This is a genomic window from Streptosporangium amethystogenes, from assembly GCF_000721075.1.
Lineage (GTDB): Bacteria > Actinomycetota > Actinomycetes > Streptosporangiales > Streptosporangiaceae > Streptosporangium > Streptosporangium amethystogenes.
This window is the reverse complement of record NZ_JOEQ01000008.1, coordinates 22,064-41,206: the sequence shown is the minus strand read 5'-3', so window position 1 is coordinate 41,206 and position 19,143 is coordinate 22,064. Positions and strand designations below refer to the sequence as shown.

Sequence of the window (19,143 nt, the reverse complement as noted above, 5' to 3'; positions counted from 1 at the left end):
TGGCCCTGGAGATGATCGTCGCCGCGCTGGCGTCCGGGACACTGACCATCGGCCGCGAACGCGTCCGGTGTGCGCCGGACGCGGGCGCATGACCGGTACCGCGGGCCATGCCTGCCGGGCCTGCGGAAACGCGGCCGCCCGCGCCCACGTCGCCGAGCACCTGGTCGCCGAGCGCGACCCGGCCCGGCCTGTGGTCGACGGCGAGGACATCCACGCCTTTCGGTGGCACGCCCCGCTGCAGTTGTGCAACGCCGCGGGCAACGTGCCGGCACGGCTGATCCTGTCGCGCACCCATGCGTACGGCATCGACCTGGAGGCGGTGGGCCTGCCGGGCCCAAGGAAGGTCGGGGGTCATCGTCCTGGTGGCCAGCGCCACCGGCGGCAGAATGCGGCGCAACGGCACCGCGACAGTCGCCGCGGGGCCGGGCTTCGACTCCACCACCCTGAGGCCCACGGGTACGACTCAGGAAACAGCCCCTGAGTTCCCGGGGGCCCCTGCCGGCTCCGGCCGCGCTGCTGCGGCCTGGGAGCTGCGACATCCGTTCGGGGCCGTGGCCTTCACCGCGGACAGTAGGAGGTCGATGCCGAAGGAGTAGTAGGCGTCGAGGTCAGGGGGGGTGGAGAGGGTGGCGGCGAAGGCGGCCAGGTGGGGGTAACGACCGGGAGGCAGGCGTTCCAGGTCGAGGCGATGTTGCCGCCTGAGCTCCATGGCCTCCTCTTCGTCGCCTCCCACGCCGCCGGGCTGGCAGGACACCATCGCCGCGGCCCCCAGGAGCAGGTAGGTGGCCACCTGGTCGGCTTCCTGGAGCGTGAACCCGGCCTCGGTGAGCAGCCCGATCGCGGTGTCGGTGGCCCGGCGGTATTCCTCGGCCGCGCTCTTGTCGATCATCGGCAGCAGGGTGGACAGATACGGGTGTGCGCGAGTCTGCTCCACCAGCGCGGTGATCATCGCGCGCAGACGCCGGCTCCAGGGCCGGCTCGGGTCCACATCGGCGACGAGCGCCGCGAGCAGGTGGTCGGCGAGCGCGGAGAGCAGCTCGTCCTTGTTCTTGACATGCCAGTACAGCGCTGTCGGCGTGACGCCGAGTTCGGCGGCGAGCCGGCGGATGGTCACCGCCTGAAGCCCGTCGGTGTCGGCGAGCTTCAACGCCTGCTCAATGACGGCCTGGCGGGTCAGTTTCTCGGGAGCCACTTGACAACCATACTCGGCACAGGATCTTCTAAGCAACGTACATGTACAACGTTCATGAACGATGTACAGGGCAGTTCGGTAGCTGATTAGGCGACCGTTTCCGCTGGCAGGCACGCATCGCGGTCATCCCGGCAAGACCGGATCCACAAGGAGGCGCCAGACATGAGACACAACGAGAGGGCCGGACCCACCCGCCTGCACCGCTTGGACCACTGGCTGTATCGCGGCGGTCGGCCCAACCGCCTGGCGCGGGCGATCAACCGGGTCTGGGCCACCGTGTTCGCGGCCGGGGTGCTGCAGCCGGACCGGATGGTGACCCTGCAGGTGCCGGGCCGGCGTACCGGCCGCGTCATCTCCTTCCCCCTGGTCGTCGCGGACCACCAGGGCGAGCGCTACCTGGTGGCGATGCTCGGCCACAACACCAACTGGGTGCACAACGTCCGCGCGGCCGAAGGGCGGGCGATGCTGCGGCACGGCCGCAGCGAGGCGGTGCGCCTGGACGAAGTCGACCTCGAAGCCCGTGCGCCCATCCTGCGCCGCTACCTGACCCGCTCGCCGGGAGGTCGCACCCACATCCCGGTGGACCCACAGGCGCCCTTGGAGGAGTTCGAGCAGATCGCCGCGCACTACCCGGTCTTCCGCATCACGCCCGACCGGTCGGCCTCCCCGCCCGGTTCCGGCCGATAGCCCTGCCCCGTCCCACGCGCCCCCCGCGCCACACCGGAACCCACTGTCGTGCGCGAGCCTCGTAGGGGGCGGCCGGTCGGGTCGCCGGGCGTAGGTGTGTCCGGTTGGCGGCAATGCCGTGACCTCCTGAAACACCAGCTCCGGACTCTTGCCGGGCAACACGTTCCTGGCGGGCGGCACGGCAGCGGTCAGCCCTGCTTCGGCCTGTGCCATCGCTGGTCGGCGAGGAACCAGGCCCTCTCCCACTCGGCGTCACGGTAGCGGTTCAGCAGCACCCGGAGGCCGACCAGGAAGACCAGCAGGGCCATCGAGACACACACCATCACTCCGATCGCGGTGAACACGGCGACCGTGACCGTCTCCACGCGGCTCTGCGGAGGATCGGTGGGCCTGCCCGCGGCGTCCAACCAGATCTCAATACGCGAGCCGGCCGGTACCGCCTGGGGAAGCACGACCTGGCCGGTGCGCGGGGGCCCGTTCGCCGGCCTCCAGCGCACCGTGCGCGCCTGCCCACCAAGGCTGGGATCCGCCGGGCGGGCCGTGTCCACGACCTCGGCGGCGACCGCCCGCCGGTAGGGAGCGGTGAGCTCGGCCCGCAGGCCGTCCTGGTAGGCCTGCCGGCCGAGCCCGACCGCCGGCCACAGCCCGGCGACGAAAAGCAGCAGGCTCACCAGCACTGCGACTGTCTCGATCCGGTCCGAGCGTCTGCGCAACGGGTTGCCGTCGAACCGATGCAGGCGCAGACGGCACCGGATCCGGTAGCCGAAGGAACTCATCGGGTCACCTCCCCCGTGGTGTTGCCTCCACCGTGTGACATGCGCCCCCGGCATACCAGGGTCCTTGGCTGGTTGCGGTCAGAGCCGAAGGTCCCTCTTCCGGCCAGAGCGGGCGCCGCCGGGCGGTCGGCCGCAGCCTCCGCCTGGCTCGTCCTTCCCGGTCACGAGGGGGCTCCAGGTGTCGGTCTGCGGGGCGGGCCCGGTGGAGTAACGGTTGGAGCGGCAGGGTGAGGACGCCGTGATCCTGTTCCACGGAGGGCACATGCGCGCCGATCTCCCACTTGGGGAGGAGGTGTTCCTCGATTTGGGCTGATGAGCGATCGCGACTGCTGGGCGTGGTCGGCCTCCAGGATCTGACCCGCGGCTGAAACCGCTCCACCGGTACGGTGACCGGCGCCCGCAGCAGGACATCGACGACCAGGCCGGGGTACATACTGATCAGCGCGAGCTGTACCCGGCGATCACTCAGGCGGAACCCTCCAGGCCCGGGCGGCACTAACCTGGGGGAACTTCGTGTCGTGTCGGGGAGGATTCATCTCATGTCGGCGGTTTTGGAGAGTACGGCTCGCGCGCTGCTGCGCAGGGTCGCGGTGGAGCAGTCCCAGGGGCGCCTGCCCTCGCTGACCGCCGCGGTGGTGCGCGACGGGGGGCTCGCCTGGTTCGGTGCGCGAGGCCGGGTGGAGGGGGCCGTCCCCACCCCCCTCACCCAGTACCGCATCGGCTCGATCACCAAGAGCCTGGTCGCGGTCGTGGTCATGCGCCTGCGCGACGAGGGGAGGGTGGATCTGCTCGACCCGGTCTCCAAGCACGTCCCCGGTCTCGGGATCGGCGTCGGTGAGGTGACCGTCGCCCAGTTGCTGTCGCACACCTCCGGGCTCAGCGCCGAGTCACCGGGCCAGTGGTGGGAGCGGACCCCGGGCATGCCGGCCGAGGAACTGGTCGCCGCGCTCGGGTCCGACGCCGCCAAGCACCGTCCCGGGCGCCGCTACCACTACTCCAACGTGGGTTTCGCCCTGCTGGGCGAGCTGGTGGCCCGCCATCGTGGCGTGAGCTGGGCGCAGGCCGTGGACGAGGAGATCCTGCGGCCGCTGGGCATGCGCGACACCACGCCCCGGCCGCGCGCGCCACACGCGTGCGGCTACGCCGTACACCCCTGGGCGGACGTACTGCTGCCCGAGCCCGAGCATGACGCGGTCGCCATGGCTCCCGCCGGGCAGCTGTGGTCCACCCCCGCCGATCTTGCCCGGTGGGCGGCGTTCGTGGCCGGCGACACCGGCGACGTGCTCGCCCCGGCCACCCTGGCCGAGATGCGCGAACCCGCGACCGTCGACGACGGCGACGCCTGGACCGGCGGATACGGTCTGGGACTGCAGCTGACCCGCGCGAACGGCCGCCGCCTGGCCGGCCACACCGGTTCCATGCCGGGCTTCCTGGCCACGGTGTGGGCCGATCCGTCCGACAGGGTCGGCGTGCTGTTCATGGCCAACTCCACCTCGGGTGTCGGCCGCGGCCTGCTGACCGACCTGCTGGCGATCCTCGACCAGCACGAGCCACGCCTGCCCGAGGAGTGGGTGCCCGTCGCCGACAGCGCGGGCCTGCTGGAGCTGACCGGCCCGTGGTACTGGGGGCCCAGCGCGTACGTGCTGCGGCTGCTGCCCGAAGGCGGTGTCTGTCTCGACCCGGTCGGTGGCACCGGCCGGGCCTCCCGGTTCGCCGCCCAGGCCGACGGGACCTGGCTGGGACTGGACGGCTACTACGCGGGTGAGACCCTGCGCGTGGTCCGCGGGCCCGACGGCTCACCCAGCCACCTGGATCTCAACACCTTCGTCTTCACCCGCACCCCCTACGATCCGCGGGCGGAGGTGCCCGGCGGGGTGGACGAGGGCGGCTGGCGCAGCTGAGCGGCGAGCGCGGCGGCCTGGCCCGCGGGCTCGGCGTACAGGACCTCCACCCGGTGCACCACCCGTGGCGCGATCAGCGGCACCCTCCGCGGCACTCCGGCCGCCGCCGAGACGGGCAGCAGGACCAGTCCGTTCCCCGCGGCGGCCAGATTCAACACCGTGTGCAGGTCCTCGCCGTCGTAGCGCAGCGCGGCGCGAAACCTTCCCCCGCCGACCAGCTCGCGCAACCGCTCCACCGGTACGGCGACCGGCGCCCGCAGCCACAGCGCGTCGGTCAGGTCGCTCAGTGCCAGGCCGTTACCCTGGCAGCCGGGCCAGGATCGGGGCGTGACCACCGCGAGGATCGCCCTGGTAGGCGACAAGTCATCGGCCGTCCAGTCTCACACCCGCATCCCCGCGCTGCTGGAGGCGCTGCGCGAGCGCGACGGGCTGAACCTGGACGCCTACTGGATCCCCACGACCGACACCGCCGGCCTTGAGGGGTTCGACGGCATCTGGATGCTGCCCGGCAGCCCGTATCGCAGCGAGGCCGGCGCACTGAACGCCGTCCGCACCGCCCGCGAGCACGGCATCCCGTTCCTGGGCACCTGCGGGGGTTTCCAGCACACCCTGCTGGAGTACGCGCGCAATGTGCTGGACATGCCCGTCGCCCATGCCGAGAACGATCCGGATGCCGGGGACTTCCTGCTGCTACCGCTGGCGTGCTCGCTGGCAGGCCACGAGAACACCGTCCGGCTGGAGCCGGGGTCGCTGGCCGAGAGGATCATCGGCGCAGAGAAGACCGTGGAGAGGTACCACTGCAGCTTCGGCCCCAACCCCGACCACGTGCCCGCCCTAAAGGCGGGTGGGCTGCGCTTCACCGGCCACGACGAGGCGGGGCTGGTGCGGGTCCTGGAGCTGCCGGAGCACCCGTTCTTCCTTGCCACCCTCTTCCAGCCGGAACTGGCCGGCGACGGACGCCGTCCGCACCCGGTCATCGGCGCCTTCGCCTCGGCGTCCGTCAGCAGGGCCACGTCGGCCGCGCGCGGCGGACCTGTGCGGGGGCATGACCGGCGGTCGTGAGCGCACCGCCTTCTGACGCCGTTTCTCATGCGAAATCGCCGGTGGACCGCCCAGGACAGGGTGCCGTGGACGCCCGCGACTCACGGGGCTCCGGGTGATGCCGAGGATTCCGGGAGCGCTACGGCGCGGTCTGCCCCTGCGTGAACGCCCGCCTGCTGTGGGCGAGCAACTCACGCACGGCGGGGTTGTGCGTGCTCCTCCAGATCAGGGTGAGCAGGGCGGGTGTTTTGACGTCGTCGATGAGCAGGGCGGTGAGCCGGTCACGGTGGTGCGCGGCCATCGACTCGCTGAGGATGGCGACGGCCAGCCCGCGGATGGCGAGGTCGGCGATGGCCTCGGCGGCGCTGGCCTGCAGCGCGATCACCGGTTGGAGGCCCTGCGCGGCGCAGGCCTGGTCGAACACCGCGCGCAGGCCGGTGCCCGGCGGCATGCACACGAGCGGGTGAGCGCCCAGGTCGCGTAGGGTGACCCGGCGCCGCCCGGCCAGGGGATGCCCGGCGGGGACCGCCGCGACGAGCCGCTCGCTGATGATCGTCAACGCGTTCACCCCCTCCGGGGCGGCGGTCGCGGTCCCGGTGAGAGCCAGGTCGACGGTCCCGGCGCGCACCTCCTCGACGAGCCGGTCGGAGTTGTCCTCCAGCAGGGAGATCTCCACGCCGGGATGGGCCCGGTGGAACGCGGCCAGGGCGTCGAACAGCGGCGTGACGGTGCAGCCGATGACCATGCCGACGGTGAGCCGGCCCCGGATCAGGTCGGTCACCTCGCCCACCGCCTGGCCGAGGGCTCCGGCGGCGGCGAGCGCGGCGCGGGCGTGTTCGAGCGCGACCTTTCCCGCGACGGTGAGGGTGGCGGTGCGCGCCGACCGGTCAAAGAGCTCGGCGCCGAGTTCACGTTCCAATTGGCGGATCTGGGCACTGACCCCGGACTGGCTGATGTGCACCCGCTCGGCCGCCCGGGTGAAGTTCCGCTCCTCGGCGACCGCGACGAAGTATTCGAGCTGCCTCAGTTCCATAGCTGGAAATTCTAGCTGCTAAAATATCCATCTTTGAGGCTTCTGATCTATCGATGGCCGCCCCGTGAGGAGCCGAAGCCCCGGAACCGTCTGCCGGTCGGACCCCGACACTTCGGCGGACGCCGAAGCGTCCGGCCCCTAGCCTGCCGGTCATGACATCTGACTCGCTGGTGGTGAGCGGCCACGCCGAGGTACAGGCCGTGCTGGCCGATCCCCGATTCACCGTCGACCCCGTACCGCGGCCGCCGTTCGCGCTGAGCGTGGCATGGTTGCGCGGCGCGGTCGGCCGCTTCGCCGAGGGATCCACGCACGCCGGGCGCCGGGCCGCCGGTGAGGCGGTGCTGGCCGGGCTGGACCCCGACGCGCTACGCGCCGAGGCGTTCCGGCTCGCCTCACAGGACGCCGGCCCGCTGCCCTGCCCCCCGGAGCTGGTTCCGGTGCTGGTGCTGGCCGTCGCGCTGGGAGTGCCGGCCCAGGACGGGCCACTGGCCGTGCAGGCCGTCACGGCGCTCGCCCCGGCCTACCTTCCGGGACGCGAAGAGGCGGACCCCAAGGCCGCCGATGAGGGGGTGATGCGGCTGGCGCGGCTCCTGGGCGATCCGGCTCCTGAGCGGCTGGCCGTGCTGGCGGGACTGCTCGCCCAGGCATGCGGCCCCACGGCCGGGCTGGTCCGCGGCGCGCTGGCCAGGGCGGCGGCGTCCCAGTCGGTGGAGCAGACGGTGGAGGAACTGCTCGACGAGACGTTGCGCGACGATCCTCCGGTCCGGACGCTGCGGCGCAGGGCACCCGGCGACGGCAGGGCCGTGGTGCTCGACATCGCGGCGGCCAACCGGGATCCGCGGGCTCTGTCGCACCTGACGTTCGGCGCGGGGCCACGGGCCTGCCCCGGCAGGCGGGTGGCACTGGCGCTGGCGGCCGGAACGGTCGAGGCGGTGGCCCGATGACGTTCGAGCGGTTCAGGGCGCTGCACCACGCGGATGAGCCGTTGCTGCTGCCCTGTGCATGGGACCACGCCTCCGCGGCGGCGCTGGCACGGGCGGGGTTCGCCGCGATCGGGACGACAAGCCTGGGGGTGGCCGCCGCCGCGGGCAAACCGGACGCCGGGCGGGCGACACGTCAGGAGACGCTGTCGCTGGCACGGACGATCACGGGGCTGGGGATCCCGGTGACCGTGGACATCGAAGCAGGATTCGGCAAGACGCCCGGCCAGGTGGCCGACCTGGTGGCGCGACTGGCCGGACTGGGAGTGGCGGGGATCAACCTCGAAGACGGGCGCGGCACCGGCCTGGCGGATGCCCCGGCGCAGGCGAAACTGATCGCCGCCGTCAAGCGACGGGTTCCCCGGGTGTTCCTCAACGCGCGGACCGACGCGTTCTGGCTGGGCCTGCCGGATGCGCGGGCAGTGGCACTGGCCAGGGCCCGCGCCTACGCCGAGGCGGGCGCCGACGGGGTGTTCGTGCCGGGTGCGAGCACCGAGCACGACATCGAGGCGCTGGTGGCCGGGACCGGGGTGCCGTTGAACGTGCTCGTCCGGCCCGGCGTGCCGGTGCGACGGCTGGCCGATCTGGGCGTGGCCCGGATCAGCTATGGGTCACTGCTGTTCCGGGCGGCACTGCACGCCGCCGTCACCACGGCGCTGGGCGTGGCCGCTGGTGAACCGCTCACCGTCGGCGTCCCGTCCTACGAGCAGGTCGAGGCACTGCACCGCTACCGGCTGGATGTCAGGCAGGCCGGTGGAGGAAGTCCGATCCAAGAGGTGTGAGCCGGTCCCCCTGACCTGGCCACCACCCTGCCCGGCCGGCTCCCGTCGACACCTCTTGCCGCCGGCCGGGGCCGAGCGCGTCTACCTCGACCCCGTCTGGCGGCGCGAAGGCCGCCGAGCGCCGGATAATCGCGTTGCCCGCTCGGGGGCCGAGCGGGCAGCATGGCGGCCATGCGACGCCGTGAGTACACCGACCCCACGGCGCTACACGCCATGCAGAGCCTGGCCGCCCGAAGTTTCCCGGCGACCGGATTCCGGCACATCGGTGACCTCACCTGGAACTGGTGCCTGTACCTTGACCGGGACGAGAAGTGTCCGACGGCGATCTGGACGCACGGAGAGCGGACACTGGCCTGGGGCCGGCTGGAACCACCTGACAGCCTGATGCTGCAGGTCGACCCGGACGGGCGGACCTCCCGGCTCACGCACCACGTGCCCGGCGCGGATCCACGCGGTTGTCAGCCCGGTGCCTCGGCGAGCGTCCCACGCTCGGCGTCAACGTGCCGTAACGCCGCCCGCACGCTGCCAGAAGCGGCCGGCAGGAGCGGCAGCCGTACCGCGGCGGTCGGGATGCGCCCCTGTGCGTGCAGGACCGCCTTGATGACCGTGGGGTTGGGCTCGGCGAACATCGCGCTCGACATGGCGGCGAGGCGGTGACCGAGCGTTCTGGCCCGAAAGGTGGCGCCGGCGTGCCATGCGTCGACCAGCTCGACGAATCGTGCCGTGGCGAAGTGCGCCGAGGCCAGAATGCCGCCGTGTGCACCAAGGGCCAGCAGCGGCGAGATGAAGGCGTCGTCGCCGCCCAGCACCGCGAAGTCGGCCGGCGGGTCTGCCAGCAGCTCGATGGTGTCGGCGTCGATTCCGCCGACGGCGTACTTGATGCCGGCCACACCGGCAAGATCGGCCAACCGCCGGACGGCGTCGGCGGACAGGTGCTGCCCGGTCCGGTACGGGACGTGATAGACGACGAGCGGGACGGGGCTGGCCGCGGCCAGAGCCGCGAAGTGCGCGATGATCCCCGCTTCGCCGGGCCGCAGGAACGGCGGCACCACACTGAGCGCGGCGACCACCTCTGAGCGCCCACACAGTGCCCTCACCGCCTCCACCGTGCCGGCGCCGACCATAAGCCGGGCCGAGCGCTCACGGCACACCCGGGAGATCACATCGACGACGCCACGCTGCTCCGTGACGGTCAACGATGCCGGTTCGGCGGTGGTGCCCAGTGCCACGACGCCCGACGCGCCGGCGTCCAGCACCTCGTGCGCCAGGGCTTCCAGCGCGGTGAGGGCCACGGCACCGGTGGCGTCGAACGGGGTGATCAGCGGTACGTACACACCGGTAAGCGTCATGGTCTCAGCATCCGGCAGGTCAATCGGTAAGGTCCAGTTCACATCCCTGAACAGAACCGTAAGCTGTGCTGATGCTCGATGTGCGCCGCCTGCGCCTGCTGTGCGACCTTTCCCGCCTCGGCACGATCGCCGCCGTCGCGCAGGCGCACACCTACACCCCCTCGGCGGTCTCCCAGCAGCTGTCCGCACTGGAACGAGAAGCGGGCGTAGCACTGCTGGAACGCACCGGCCGGCGCGTCACCTTCACCACGGCCGGTCGGATTCTCGTACAGCACGCCGAGGTGGTCCTCACCGCGCTGGAACAGACGACGGCCGCGCTGGCCGCGCTGGCCACCGGCCTGTCCGGCCCACTGCGCATCGGCGCCTTCCCGACCGCGGTCCGCACGTTCCTCCCGGCGGCGCTGGTCGCACTGGGTCACCGGCACCCCGAGCTCGAACTGACGGTGACCGAACTGGACCCGGTCACCGTGCCGGACGCCCTGCGCGAGCGGCGACTCGACGTCGGGCTGCTGCACGACTACGACGTCGTGCCGATCGAGCCGGATCCTGTTTTGGACACGGTTCCGCTGCTGGACGAAACGGTGTTCCTCGCCGTGCCCGGCACCGCACCCGCGGCCGAGGAGGCCGGACCGCTCCGAGAGGTGCGAGACGCCGCCTGGATCATGGCCAGCCCCGGCACCCTCTGCCACACCGTTACGCTGCACGTCTGCCGCAGCGCGGGCTTCACGCCCCGGGCGCGTCACCACGCCGACGACTTCGCCGCCGTGCTCGCACTGGTCGCGGCCGGGCAAGGCGTCTCGCTGGTACCGCAGCTGGCCGCCGCGCAGCCCCCCGCCGGGGTCCGCCTCATCCCGCTGTCCATCCGCAGACGGACCCACATCGCCTACCGGCAAGGCGCCGCCACCCACCCGGCCATAGCCGCGTTCGTATCCGCGATCCGCGCCTCCACCGGCGCCTTCCTCGGCCGCTGAACACACCGGGTCTGTCCTGGCTGTCAGCCGACCTTGATCTCAAAGAGAAGCCGACCATCCGCGGTGAAGAACATCCGTGCGTCGGAGAGCTCGGGCCGGCGGTATGTGAGGACCGGGATGACGCAGCCGCTCGCGTCGACGCAGTCATCGAGGCCGACAGTGCCGACCTGCCGCACGCTGGGCTTCGACCTCAGCCATTGACGTGCGCTCTCAGCCGCCGGGCCGACAGGGCACGAGGTGGAGCATGCGGTGAACGTTTTTCGCACCCTTCCGTCTCCGGCGTCGGTTTCGGAGATCTGGATGAAACCGGCGGGCGCTCCCAGGTCCCGAGCGGCGCGCACGTTGGCCTCGTAGATGGCGTCGGCTTCCCCGAGCGTCACATATCCGATCACCAGCGCGGCCACCGCAAGAACGGACAGGGCCGCGACGGTCGGCGCGATGAGGGCGGCTCGCCTGCGCGGCGCGGGACCCTTTCCAGGGATCGGCGGTTGGGCACGGACGGGGAAAGCCGGTTCCTGACCTTCCGGCGCGAGCCGGGCCAGCAGCGTGTGGAGTTGATCGGCGGTTGGTCGCTCGGCCGGATCCTTGCGAAGCAGGCTGTCGAGCAACGATTCGAGAGGACCGGCGTGCACGGCCGGGGCGGGGTTCTCCGTCATGATGGCGACGAAGACCTCCCCGGGACTCGCGCCGCCGAACGGGGGGCGGCCTTCCACGGCGGTGTACAGGGTCGCGCCCAACGACCACAGATCGGAAGCGGCGGTGGCCGCAAGGCCCCGCACCTGTTCGGGAGCCATGAAGGCGGGTGTCCCCATCAGCACGCCCGAACGGGTCAAGGCCGCCTCACCGTCGACGACCGCGATCCCGAAGTCGGTCAGGACGACGCGATCGCCTTCCAACAGTACGTTGGCGGGTTTGATATCCCGGTGGGTGATGCCCGCCTGATGTGCCGCACGCAGCGCGGACACCATCTGCGATCCGATGTGGACGACCCGGGCGGGCGGCAGCGGCCCCTCGGCCCGCAGCAGGTCGGCCAGCGACCGGCCACGCACCAGCTCCATGACGATCCAGGGACGCCCGTCCTCGCCGGTGATCCGATCGTGGACGGTGATGATGCCGGGATGCTTCAGCCGGGCGGCGGCGCGTGCCTCCCGGTCCAGGCGCGCGATCTGGATCTGCCGCTGGGCGGCGTCCAGGTGCTCGGGCAGCCGGAGCTCTTTGACGGCCACCTCCCGGCCCAACCGCTCGTCGTGGGCACGCCAGACGATCCCCATACCGCCCTGCCCCAGCAGCCCGGTCAACCGGTACCGGCCGGCCAGGAGCCGATTGAGATCCTCCACGCCCCGACTCTAAAGGCCGTCGCGTAACGTCGCCCCTGCCGCATCGTGCCGCTGCGGCCCACTCGGTTCCCTGGCGCGAGCCACCGGCCGGTGCCCCGTTCCTTGCCAGCAGGCTCAATGATTTTCTCCGGACATTCCTGCGCCTGGTCGTCCCCGGCGAACACGCCGGGACAGCTGGAGCAGGCTGTCGGCACCCGTGTGGCGGGACTGGCCACCGCGATGCGCCGTACCGATCCGCTCACCGCCAAACGGCTCACGGTCGTCGCGGCGAGCCTGGAACCCGGCAGTCACGAGGCCCGCCACACCCTGTTTCAGCCGAGATCATCCCTGACGGGCGGTATTTGATCACCCTGCGCGGGACGTCGCTGGACTTCTGTGACCTGCGCACCGGCCATAAGGCACGAACCCTGCGGCTGGTCACCGACGGCTACTGCGATACCGGGCGTATGGCCGGCTCAATGCCTCGGGCTCAGGCCGGTAAAGATGGCTTCGAAGACGCGATCGACGTAGTCATGGGTCATGGGCTCCTGGGTGATCAGAAGTCTGAAGTACAGAGGTCCGGACAGGATTGCCATGACCAGGTCGAGATCGAGGCCGGGCGAGACCTGCCCCTGGTCTTGGGCTGCCTTGAGCCGGACGATGGTCCTATCCGTCTGCGGGCGGATGAAGCGTTCGCCGAGGCCGGCGGCGACCGCGGGATCATGCTGCGCCTCGCCCACCAGGGCCTGGTAGAGCGGGCCCCACGGTGGATTGGCCAGCAGGTCTACCGCCGCGTAAGCCTGCTGGCGTAGATCGGCCAGGACATCGCCGGTGTCGGGAAAGTTGAGGGCGGGCTCGTTCAGCGACAGCAGCGAGTCAAGGAACAGCAGGCCTTTCGAGGGCCAGCGGCGGTAGATCGTGTGCTTGCCGACGCCGGCGCGCGCGGCGACCGCTTCAATGCTCAGCTTGGCATAGCCGCTCTCCTGGGCCAGGGCAAGCGTGGCCTGCATGATCACTTTGGTGCGGGCGACGGCGCGCTCGGGGGGGCCGATGGTCATGCCGCCATCTTATTGGTACGGCACGTGCCGTGTTGACAAATGCGACGGGACGCATCCAGACTGATCGCGCCCCCATTCGGCACGGACCGTGCCGTTCCGATGTTCGTGGCGGAACATCCGCTCACTGAGATTCGACAAGGCGGCCCTTGAGAGCAGGCGATCGACGACTGATACCGGAGCCCGCGCCCGATAGGTGCCCGCGCCTGGCACACCCACCCTCAACCCACGACACCCGAGTCGAGATCCGCCGCGCCTGACCCCGACGCGGCACCGACCGTGCCCACCTCGCCTCACCCGGCTCGCCAGACGGCCGGCGCCCTCGCCTGAGCCCTCCCAACCCCTCATCAGCCCTGCCGTTATGGCACCACCGTGGCATCACCATGCCCAAAACCAACACTGAGGAAGGACAAAAAGAATGAGCACCACTCAGGACTACCAGGCCGCGGAGCAACTCCTTCGCCGACCCGCCCGCCCTGGCGAGCTCGTCATCGCCGACAAGGTCAGGCCGCAGTGGATCGACGGAGGCGCCCGTTTCTGGTACGCGGTGAGCAATGGCGTCGGCAGGCGGTTCATGCTGGTCGACCCGGCGGCGGGCACCCGCGAGCCGGCCTTCGACCACGCCCTGCTCGCCGCCGCGCTGGCCGCCGCCTCCGGGCAGCAGGTCGACCCTGAGGCCTTGCCGTTCATGGCCATCGAACCGGCCGGGAACGCCGTGGAGTTCGACGCGTTCGGCGAGCATTGGCGCTGCCGCCTGGACAGCTACGCCTGCGAGCGGGCCGAGTTCACGCCGCCGGGCAATCCGCTGGAGGTGCCGTCACCCGACAAGAAGGTCGCGGTGTCCCGGCGGGGGCACGACCTGTGGGCGCGTTCGCTGTCCGACGGCCGCGAGTGGGCGCTGACCACCGACGGCGAGCCCGACTACCGGTACGGCTCCGGCCCGGACTGCACGAGCAACGGCACCCTGCTGCGCAAGTTCGGCCTGCCGCACCTGCCTCCCGTGGTGGCCTGGTCGCCCGACTCGACGAAGGTGCTGGCGCATCGGACCGATGAGCGCGGCGTCCGGCAGACCCACCTCGTGGAGGCCAGGCCCGCCGACGGCGGCGCGCCCCTCCTGCGCACCCAGCGGTATGCCTACGCCGGGGACGAGAACATGCCACAGGCCCAGCTGGTCGTGCTGGACGTCGCCGGGGGCACAGTGGTCCGCGCGCAGGCCGAGCCGCTGCTCATGCCGCAGTTGTCGCCGATCATGGCCAAGTGGGCGTGGTGGGATCCGGACGGCTCGGCGGTGTACTACCTCGGCCGGCCCCGCGACCTGCGCACGCTCACCCTGCACCGGCTGGAACCGGCCACCGGCGAGGTCACCACCGTGCTCAGCGAGACCGGGGCCACCCGGGTGGAGCCCAACCAGTGGATGTACGAGCCGCCGATCGTGCGGGTGCTGGCCGACGAGGTGCTGTGGTACTCGCAGCGGGACGGCTGGGGCCACCTGTACCGGTACGACCTGCGCACCGGCGAGCTGCTCGGGCAGGTCACCTCCGGGCAGTGGGCGGTGCGGCAGATCCTGCGCGTCGACGAGGCCGAGCGGGTGGTGTACTTCACCGCCGCCGGGCTGGTCGAGGAGGATCCGTACCGGCGTACGGTGTGCCGGGTCGGCCTGGACGGCTCAGGTTTCGCCAAGGTCACCGACGACGACCTGGACCACATCGTCACCATGCCGGACACCATGGAGTACTTCATCGACTCCGCCTCCACTGTCGACACCCCGCCGGTGTCCCGCGTCCGTGACTGGTCCGGGCGGGTGCTGGTCGAGCTGGAGCGCGCCGACATCAGCAAGCTCACCGCCACCGGCTGGACACCGCCGGAACGCTTCCGCGTCAAGGCGGCCGACGGGGTGACGGACATCTACGGGGTGCTGTACCGGCCCCGAGGGTTCGACCCCGCCCAGCGCTACCCGGTGGTGGACAACGTATACCCCGGCCCACAGGTCGACCGGGTCACCCCGTGCTTCGACCCCGGCGGGATGGGCCTCGACGCGGAACCCATCGCGGCGCTGGGTTTCGTGGTGGTGGCGGTGGATGGGCGAGGCACCCCAGGGCGGAACAAGTCCTTCCATGACGCCTCCTACGGCCACTTGGCCGATGCGGGCCGCCTGGAGGACCATGTCGCGGCGCTGCGGCAGCTGGCCCAGACCCGGCCGTGGATGGACCTGGACCGGGTGGGCGCCTTCGGCCATTCCGGGGGCGGGTTCGCCGCAGCGCGGGCGATGCTGGACTTCCCCGAGGTGTACAAGGCCGGGGTCGCCCTCTCCGGCTCGCACGACGCCCGCTACTTCAACCTGGGCTTCGTGGAGACCTACGACGGCGCGGACAACCCCGAGGCCTGGGCGCGTGCCTCCAACGTGGACCTCGCGGACCGGTTGACCGGCAAGCTGCTGCTCATCCACGGCGAAATGGACGACCAAGTCCACCCGGACCACACGCTGCGGCTGGCCGACCGGCTCATCGCCGCCGACAAGGACTTCGAGCTGCTCATCGTGCCCGGGGCCGAGCACACGTTCATCGACTGCCTGGCCTACGTCCGCAAGCGCTGCTGGGACTTCCTGGTGCGTGAGCTGATGGGCACGCGGCCACCCGCCTACCGCCCCGCCCCCATCCCCATCGGCCCCGAGTTGCTCGGCGAACTCTTCGCCTGAGCGCGGCCACGCTCAGGCATGCCGGGGACTACTCGCCTAACGTGGCTTAACGACCTTCATGCGGCTGACCGGCAAGTTCGCGTGACAACCCGTAATAACCATCGCTCCCGCCCGGCCACTCAAATCGGGAAGGCATTGGTGGCCGAATGCGAAGCACGCACCGGCGCCCCGCCCACCCGGGCCGCGGCCAGTGTGGCGACCACGAACTCCCAGCAGTTGCGCAGCCCTGGTGACCGCGTCTGTGAGCCGAATAGCTCGGCATTGCCGATCCGTCGCAGGTGAAGAAGTACACCGAGCGGACCAAGACCCGGTTCGACCCCCAGTGGGAGATCCGTAGGGTGCGGACGTGCCGGCCTACCGCAGTCGCCTGACGACGCTGCTGATCCCGACCAAGTGATCGAACCCGCTGTGGTGAACGGTCCCTGGAAGTACCTGATGTTCGGCCACCCCGAGCATGAGGGTGGCGCGGTGAACCGAGGCGCCCTCGTGGTCCGGCGCCGCACACAGCACCCCGGAAAGATCCGTCATCGTGCGTCGCGTATCCCGAGGATGTATGTCGCGGTAAGCGCGACGGCACGGTCCTCGTCATGTGTCAGGTCCGCGAGGGCTCGTGACGCTGTGGTTCCCGGGATATCCGCGAGGGCCTGTGTCAGCCGGCGACGTGCGGACGATTCAACGCTGGCGCGGGCGAGGCGATCAACGAGCCCGGTGGCGATCTGGTCCACCAACGCGGAACGACTCGCCAGCGCGCTCAGGGCATCGGCCGCGTCGACGTCGTTCGTTCCCTCGACGACCATATCGATGAGCGTCGGGATCGCCTCGGCCGCTCCACGTGCCCCGAGCGCCAGAGCCGCATACCTGCGGACCACGATGTCGGGGTTCGCGAGGGCGTCCTGCAGCAGTGCGGTCGCCTCATCGTTTGGAATCTCAGCGATGGACTGGACGGCACGTTTGCGCACCTCGGCTACTGGTGAGCCGAGGCCCTCTGCCAGCAGCGCCAATCCGCCATCGCCCGATTGCGCCAAAGCCCATCGAAGGGCTCCGGCGACGTTCGGGTCCGTCTCGCTCAGTGCTGCCTCGACCAGTGCTTCCACTGGCATCGGAACCTCGTCAACTGAGGACAAGGCCGCGCGCTGGCGCTTGTCGGCGCTCTTTGACCCCAGCGCCTGCAGGAGTGTAACGATCTGGAGGACGTCCTCCCAGCCGGCGGGTTCTACGGCGTCGATCCGACGCAGCCGCGTGAGCAGCTCCGTCTCAGCCGCAATGCGTTCTCGCGTCTGACGGATGAGGCCGTCGACGAGCTCCGAGGGCGTGAAGCCGGGATCATCGAGAGCGCGCCTGACTTCACGCAATGACAGCCCCAATGACCGCAGGCTCTCGACATGGAAGATCCGCCGAATGTCCTCGCTGGAGTACTCCCGATAGCCTGCGCCGCTACGACCCGTTGGCCGCACCAGGCCGAGTGAGTCGTAGTGCCTGAGCATGCGGGCGCTGACCCCGGACCGTCGTGCCACATCACCGATCAACACTGCCCATCACTCCTCCCGGCTGGTGCTGCCGAGGGCTACGACGCGCTTGGCCTCCTCGATCGCGAACTCGAATCCGGCATCCGGGTCGCGCAACAACCGTTCCGTGGCGATCGCGTGCGCGCGCACGCGAGGGTCGAGATCCGTTATCGCAGCGCGCAGAGTCGGCACGATCACCTCACCGAGCGCGACCAGCGCCCGGCTGAGGCTCAGCTGCGTCTGGCGTTCGCCGCGCCCGAGCTGTGTCGACAACACCGCGGCCAACTCGGGCTCTTCACCTTCGGGCACGAGCACGACCGCTGCCCGCCAAGCGCTCCGCGCCACCTCATCGTCGGCGTCGGACAGAAGCGCCCGGGTGATCGCCGGCCACGCCTGCCGATCCCCGATCTTGGACAGTGTGTGCAACGCCTGGCTTCGTGCCTGCGCACGCTCCGAGCGGACTTCATTGAGAAGCTCTGGAACCGTCATGGATGCCGGGTGGCGGGTGAGTGCCCACGTCAGCATGTCGCGCACGTAGAATTCAGGTTCGATCGCGCATCGTTCGATGAGCTTGCCGATGAATCGCGGGTCAGGGGTCGTACCGACCGCCATCGCCGTCCGCAGCCGCACTGACGAGTGGCTGTCCTCCAGCCCCTGGAAAGCTCGAATCGTATCCGTGTCCTGTTTCTGCATGGTCATCGGGACCACCTCCTTGGCAACAGTGAAGACCTTGTCACTGTGTCAAGGTCAAGCGGGGACGCGCCGCGAGATCACCAGGCCCCTTGGGCCCCCACTGGGGTCCGCATCACCGAGGGTGAGATAGCTCTGCGTGACGGTGTGTGACCAGCAGAAATGGACCAGTTCCGCGAGATACAGATCACCAGTACGCCGTGTCCTGTTTGTCCGTTATTGTCGTTCTCGGAATAGCGACATCGTGTACGGCTTGTTCGCGATCCGGGGAAGTCAACAGGGCTGGGACAACACGGGGTTCGCAGTGCTTGAGGCCGCGTCACAGGTCCATGGCCTGCCGGGCGCGAAGAGCCCGGAGCTTGTGGCGGTTGCCGCAACGCTCCATCGCGCACCAGCGCCGGGCGCCGGGGCGGGACGTGTCGACGAACACCAGCGGGCAGTTGTCGCTCGCGCACTCGCGGATGCGCCCGGACAGCGGCCCGGACAGCAGCTCGATCATCTCCCGCGCCAGTGTCGACAGCGCTTGCGTTGCCCGCACCGGCGGCGCCCACCCCGCGGTCGTGCCGTCGGCGGCGAGCTCAGGGATCAGCGGCGCCGTGGCCGCGGCCCGGTTAATGGTGACGACCGCCCCGGCAGGGAGGGCGCGACGCGCCGCCCGGGCGTGTGCCGCGCCCCAGATCGCCTGGCGGAGGGCCTTGGCGGCGGTCAGCTCGCGGGTCGTCACGGGGATCGTCATGACCGCGGCCAGCGGCGGCTGGGCCAGCCATTCGCCGAGGTCGGCAGGCTCGTGGAGGGTCTCGAATACCGCGTACCGGCCCTCGCCGCCCGTGTGGGCGAAGTCGAGGCAGACGGCGCCGGCGTCGAACCGGAACGACCCGCCCTTGGGGTCGTGCAGCACCCGCCCGGTTGTGCTCGCTCGCATGGAACCACTATAACTGGTGCCGCATACCGAAACCGCTATAACTGGTTTCAATATTGCAGGAGGCAGCACATGGGTGTGCGGCACATCAACCCCGAGGGGCTCCATCGCAGCCCGGCCTTCAGCCAGGCCGTCGTGGTCGAACAGCCTCAACCCAACCGCGCGGCCGGTCCTCATGCTCGCCGCCATCCGCGCCCTTCTCCTGGACGACCTCGACCTCGGCAACCGGCGGCTCACGATCGCCGGACGGC

The 19,143-nt window shown here is 70.6% G+C and carries 19 protein-coding genes; 9 read left to right on the top strand and 10 right to left on the bottom strand.

Going from position 1 to position 19,143, the window contains the following annotated elements; genetic code table 11:
- Positions 1-88: 88 nt before the first annotated feature.
- Positions 89-481: a hypothetical protein gene (locus tag IG98_RS0114060; RefSeq protein WP_030911230.1), complete on the top strand. Its 393-nt coding sequence runs from the start codon at positions 89-91 to the stop codon at positions 479-481.
- On the opposite strand, the gene IG98_RS0114055 is transcribed toward IG98_RS0114060, so the two are convergent.
- On the bottom strand, positions 464-1,192 hold the full coding sequence (locus tag IG98_RS0114055; protein ID WP_084195345.1) for a TetR/AcrR family transcriptional regulator: 729 nt from the start codon (positions 1,190-1,192) through the stop codon (positions 464-466). The genes IG98_RS0114060 and IG98_RS0114055 overlap by 18 nt on opposite strands.
- Positions 1,193-1,354: 162 nt before the next feature.
- Between IG98_RS0114055 and IG98_RS0114050 the strand changes: the two genes are divergently transcribed.
- A complete protein-coding gene (locus IG98_RS0114050; protein WP_030911224.1) occupies positions 1,355-1,879 on the top strand; it encodes a nitroreductase/quinone reductase family protein in 525 nt (174 codons plus the stop codon).
- Between the two features lie 188 nt (positions 1,880-2,067).
- Here IG98_RS0114050 and IG98_RS0114045 read toward each other — a convergent pair whose 3' ends face one another.
- Positions 2,068-2,655, bottom strand: a complete 588-nt coding sequence (locus IG98_RS0114045) for an Rv1733c family protein (protein WP_030911221.1) — start codon at positions 2,653-2,655, stop codon at positions 2,068-2,070.
- Positions 2,656-3,194: 539 nt separating this feature from the next.
- Here IG98_RS0114045 and IG98_RS0114035 point away from each other — a divergent pair.
- Positions 3,195-4,556 (top strand): serine hydrolase domain-containing protein, encoded by a 1,362-nt coding sequence (locus IG98_RS0114035; RefSeq protein WP_030911219.1) that lies wholly within the window; start codon positions 3,195-3,197, stop codon positions 4,554-4,556.
- Here IG98_RS0114035 and IG98_RS0114030 read toward each other — a convergent pair.
- A complete protein-coding gene (locus IG98_RS0114030; protein ID WP_211263973.1) occupies positions 4,499-4,891 on the bottom strand; it encodes a hypothetical protein in 393 nt (130 codons plus the stop codon). The genes IG98_RS0114035 and IG98_RS0114030 overlap by 58 nt on opposite strands.
- Between IG98_RS0114030 and IG98_RS0114020 the strand changes: the two genes are divergently transcribed.
- Positions 4,884-5,618: a CTP synthase C-terminal region-related (seleno)protein gene (locus IG98_RS0114020; protein WP_051752067.1), complete on the top strand. Its 735-nt coding sequence runs from the start codon at positions 4,884-4,886 to the stop codon at positions 5,616-5,618. The two genes, IG98_RS0114030 and IG98_RS0114020, sit on opposite strands and share 8 nt — an antisense overlap.
- 118 nt (positions 5,619-5,736) lie before the next feature.
- Here IG98_RS0114020 and IG98_RS0114015 read toward each other — a convergent pair whose 3' ends face one another.
- Entirely contained in the window at positions 5,737-6,630 is an 894-nt protein-coding gene (locus IG98_RS0114015) for a LysR family transcriptional regulator (protein WP_030911210.1), read from the bottom strand.
- A gap of 152 nt (positions 6,631-6,782) precedes the next feature.
- On the opposite strand from IG98_RS0114015, the gene IG98_RS0114010 reads away from it, so the two are divergent.
- Complete coding sequence (locus IG98_RS0114010; RefSeq protein WP_030911206.1) at positions 6,783-7,574, top strand: cytochrome P450 family protein; 792 nt, start codon at positions 6,783-6,785, stop codon at positions 7,572-7,574.
- Complete coding sequence (locus IG98_RS0114005; protein WP_030911203.1) at positions 7,571-8,392, top strand: isocitrate lyase/PEP mutase family protein; 822 nt, start codon at positions 7,571-7,573, stop codon at positions 8,390-8,392. The genes IG98_RS0114010 and IG98_RS0114005 overlap by 4 nt, the downstream gene beginning before the upstream one ends.
- 458 nt (positions 8,393-8,850) lie before the next feature.
- Here the strand turns inward: IG98_RS0114005 and IG98_RS0114000 are convergent, their stop codons facing one another.
- Positions 8,851-9,741: a dihydrodipicolinate synthase family protein gene (locus IG98_RS0114000; protein ID WP_030911197.1), complete on the bottom strand. Its 891-nt coding sequence runs from the start codon at positions 9,739-9,741 to the stop codon at positions 8,851-8,853.
- A 71-nt stretch (positions 9,742-9,812) separates the two neighbouring features.
- Between IG98_RS0114000 and IG98_RS0113995 the strand changes: the two genes are divergently transcribed.
- A complete protein-coding gene (locus IG98_RS0113995) occupies positions 9,813-10,712 on the top strand; it encodes a LysR family transcriptional regulator (protein ID WP_030911195.1) in 900 nt (299 codons plus the stop codon).
- 23 nt (positions 10,713-10,735) lie between these two features.
- Here IG98_RS0113995 and IG98_RS0113990 read toward each other — a convergent pair whose 3' ends face one another.
- On the bottom strand, positions 10,736-12,049 hold the full coding sequence (locus IG98_RS0113990; RefSeq protein WP_051752066.1) for a serine/threonine-protein kinase: 1,314 nt from the start codon (positions 12,047-12,049) through the stop codon (positions 10,736-10,738).
- A 117-nt stretch (positions 12,050-12,166) separates the two neighbouring features.
- Between IG98_RS0113990 and IG98_RS50465 the strand changes: the two genes are divergently transcribed.
- The gene (locus tag IG98_RS50465) at positions 12,167-12,394 is read left to right on the top strand and encodes a hypothetical protein (protein ID WP_157594319.1); all 228 of its coding nucleotides are present in this window, start codon (positions 12,167-12,169) and stop codon (positions 12,392-12,394) included.
- Positions 12,395-12,504: 110 nt separating this feature from the next.
- Here the strand turns inward: IG98_RS50465 and IG98_RS0113980 are convergent, their stop codons facing one another.
- Positions 12,505-13,086 carry a TetR/AcrR family transcriptional regulator gene (locus tag IG98_RS0113980; protein WP_030911190.1) on the bottom strand — a complete coding sequence of 194 codons (582 nt, stop codon included), beginning with the start codon at positions 13,084-13,086 and terminating at the stop codon, positions 12,505-12,507.
- Positions 13,087-13,501: 415 nt separating this feature from the next.
- Here IG98_RS0113980 and IG98_RS0113975 point away from each other — a divergent pair, with 415 nt between their 5' ends.
- On the top strand, positions 13,502-15,778 hold the full coding sequence (locus IG98_RS0113975) for a S9 family peptidase (RefSeq protein ID WP_030911187.1): 2,277 nt from the start codon (positions 13,502-13,504) through the stop codon (positions 15,776-15,778).
- A gap of 524 nt (positions 15,779-16,302) precedes the next feature.
- Here IG98_RS0113975 and IG98_RS0113965 read toward each other — a convergent pair.
- From IG98_RS0113965 to IG98_RS0113955, 3 genes are all read right to left on the bottom strand, one after another.
- Positions 16,303-17,307: a HEAT repeat domain-containing protein gene (locus IG98_RS0113965; RefSeq protein WP_030911185.1), complete on the bottom strand. Its 1,005-nt coding sequence runs from the start codon at positions 17,305-17,307 to the stop codon at positions 16,303-16,305.
- Positions 17,308-17,313: 6 nt separating this feature from the next.
- On the bottom strand, positions 17,314-17,982 hold the full coding sequence (locus tag IG98_RS0113960; protein ID WP_030911182.1) for a HEAT repeat domain-containing protein: 669 nt from the start codon (positions 17,980-17,982) through the stop codon (positions 17,314-17,316).
- Positions 17,983-18,292: 310 nt separating this feature from the next.
- Positions 18,293-18,895 carry a CGNR zinc finger domain-containing protein gene (locus tag IG98_RS0113955; RefSeq protein WP_030911179.1) on the bottom strand — a complete coding sequence of 201 codons (603 nt, stop codon included), beginning with the start codon at positions 18,893-18,895 and terminating at the stop codon, positions 18,293-18,295.
- Positions 18,896-19,143: the final 248 nt, after the last annotated feature.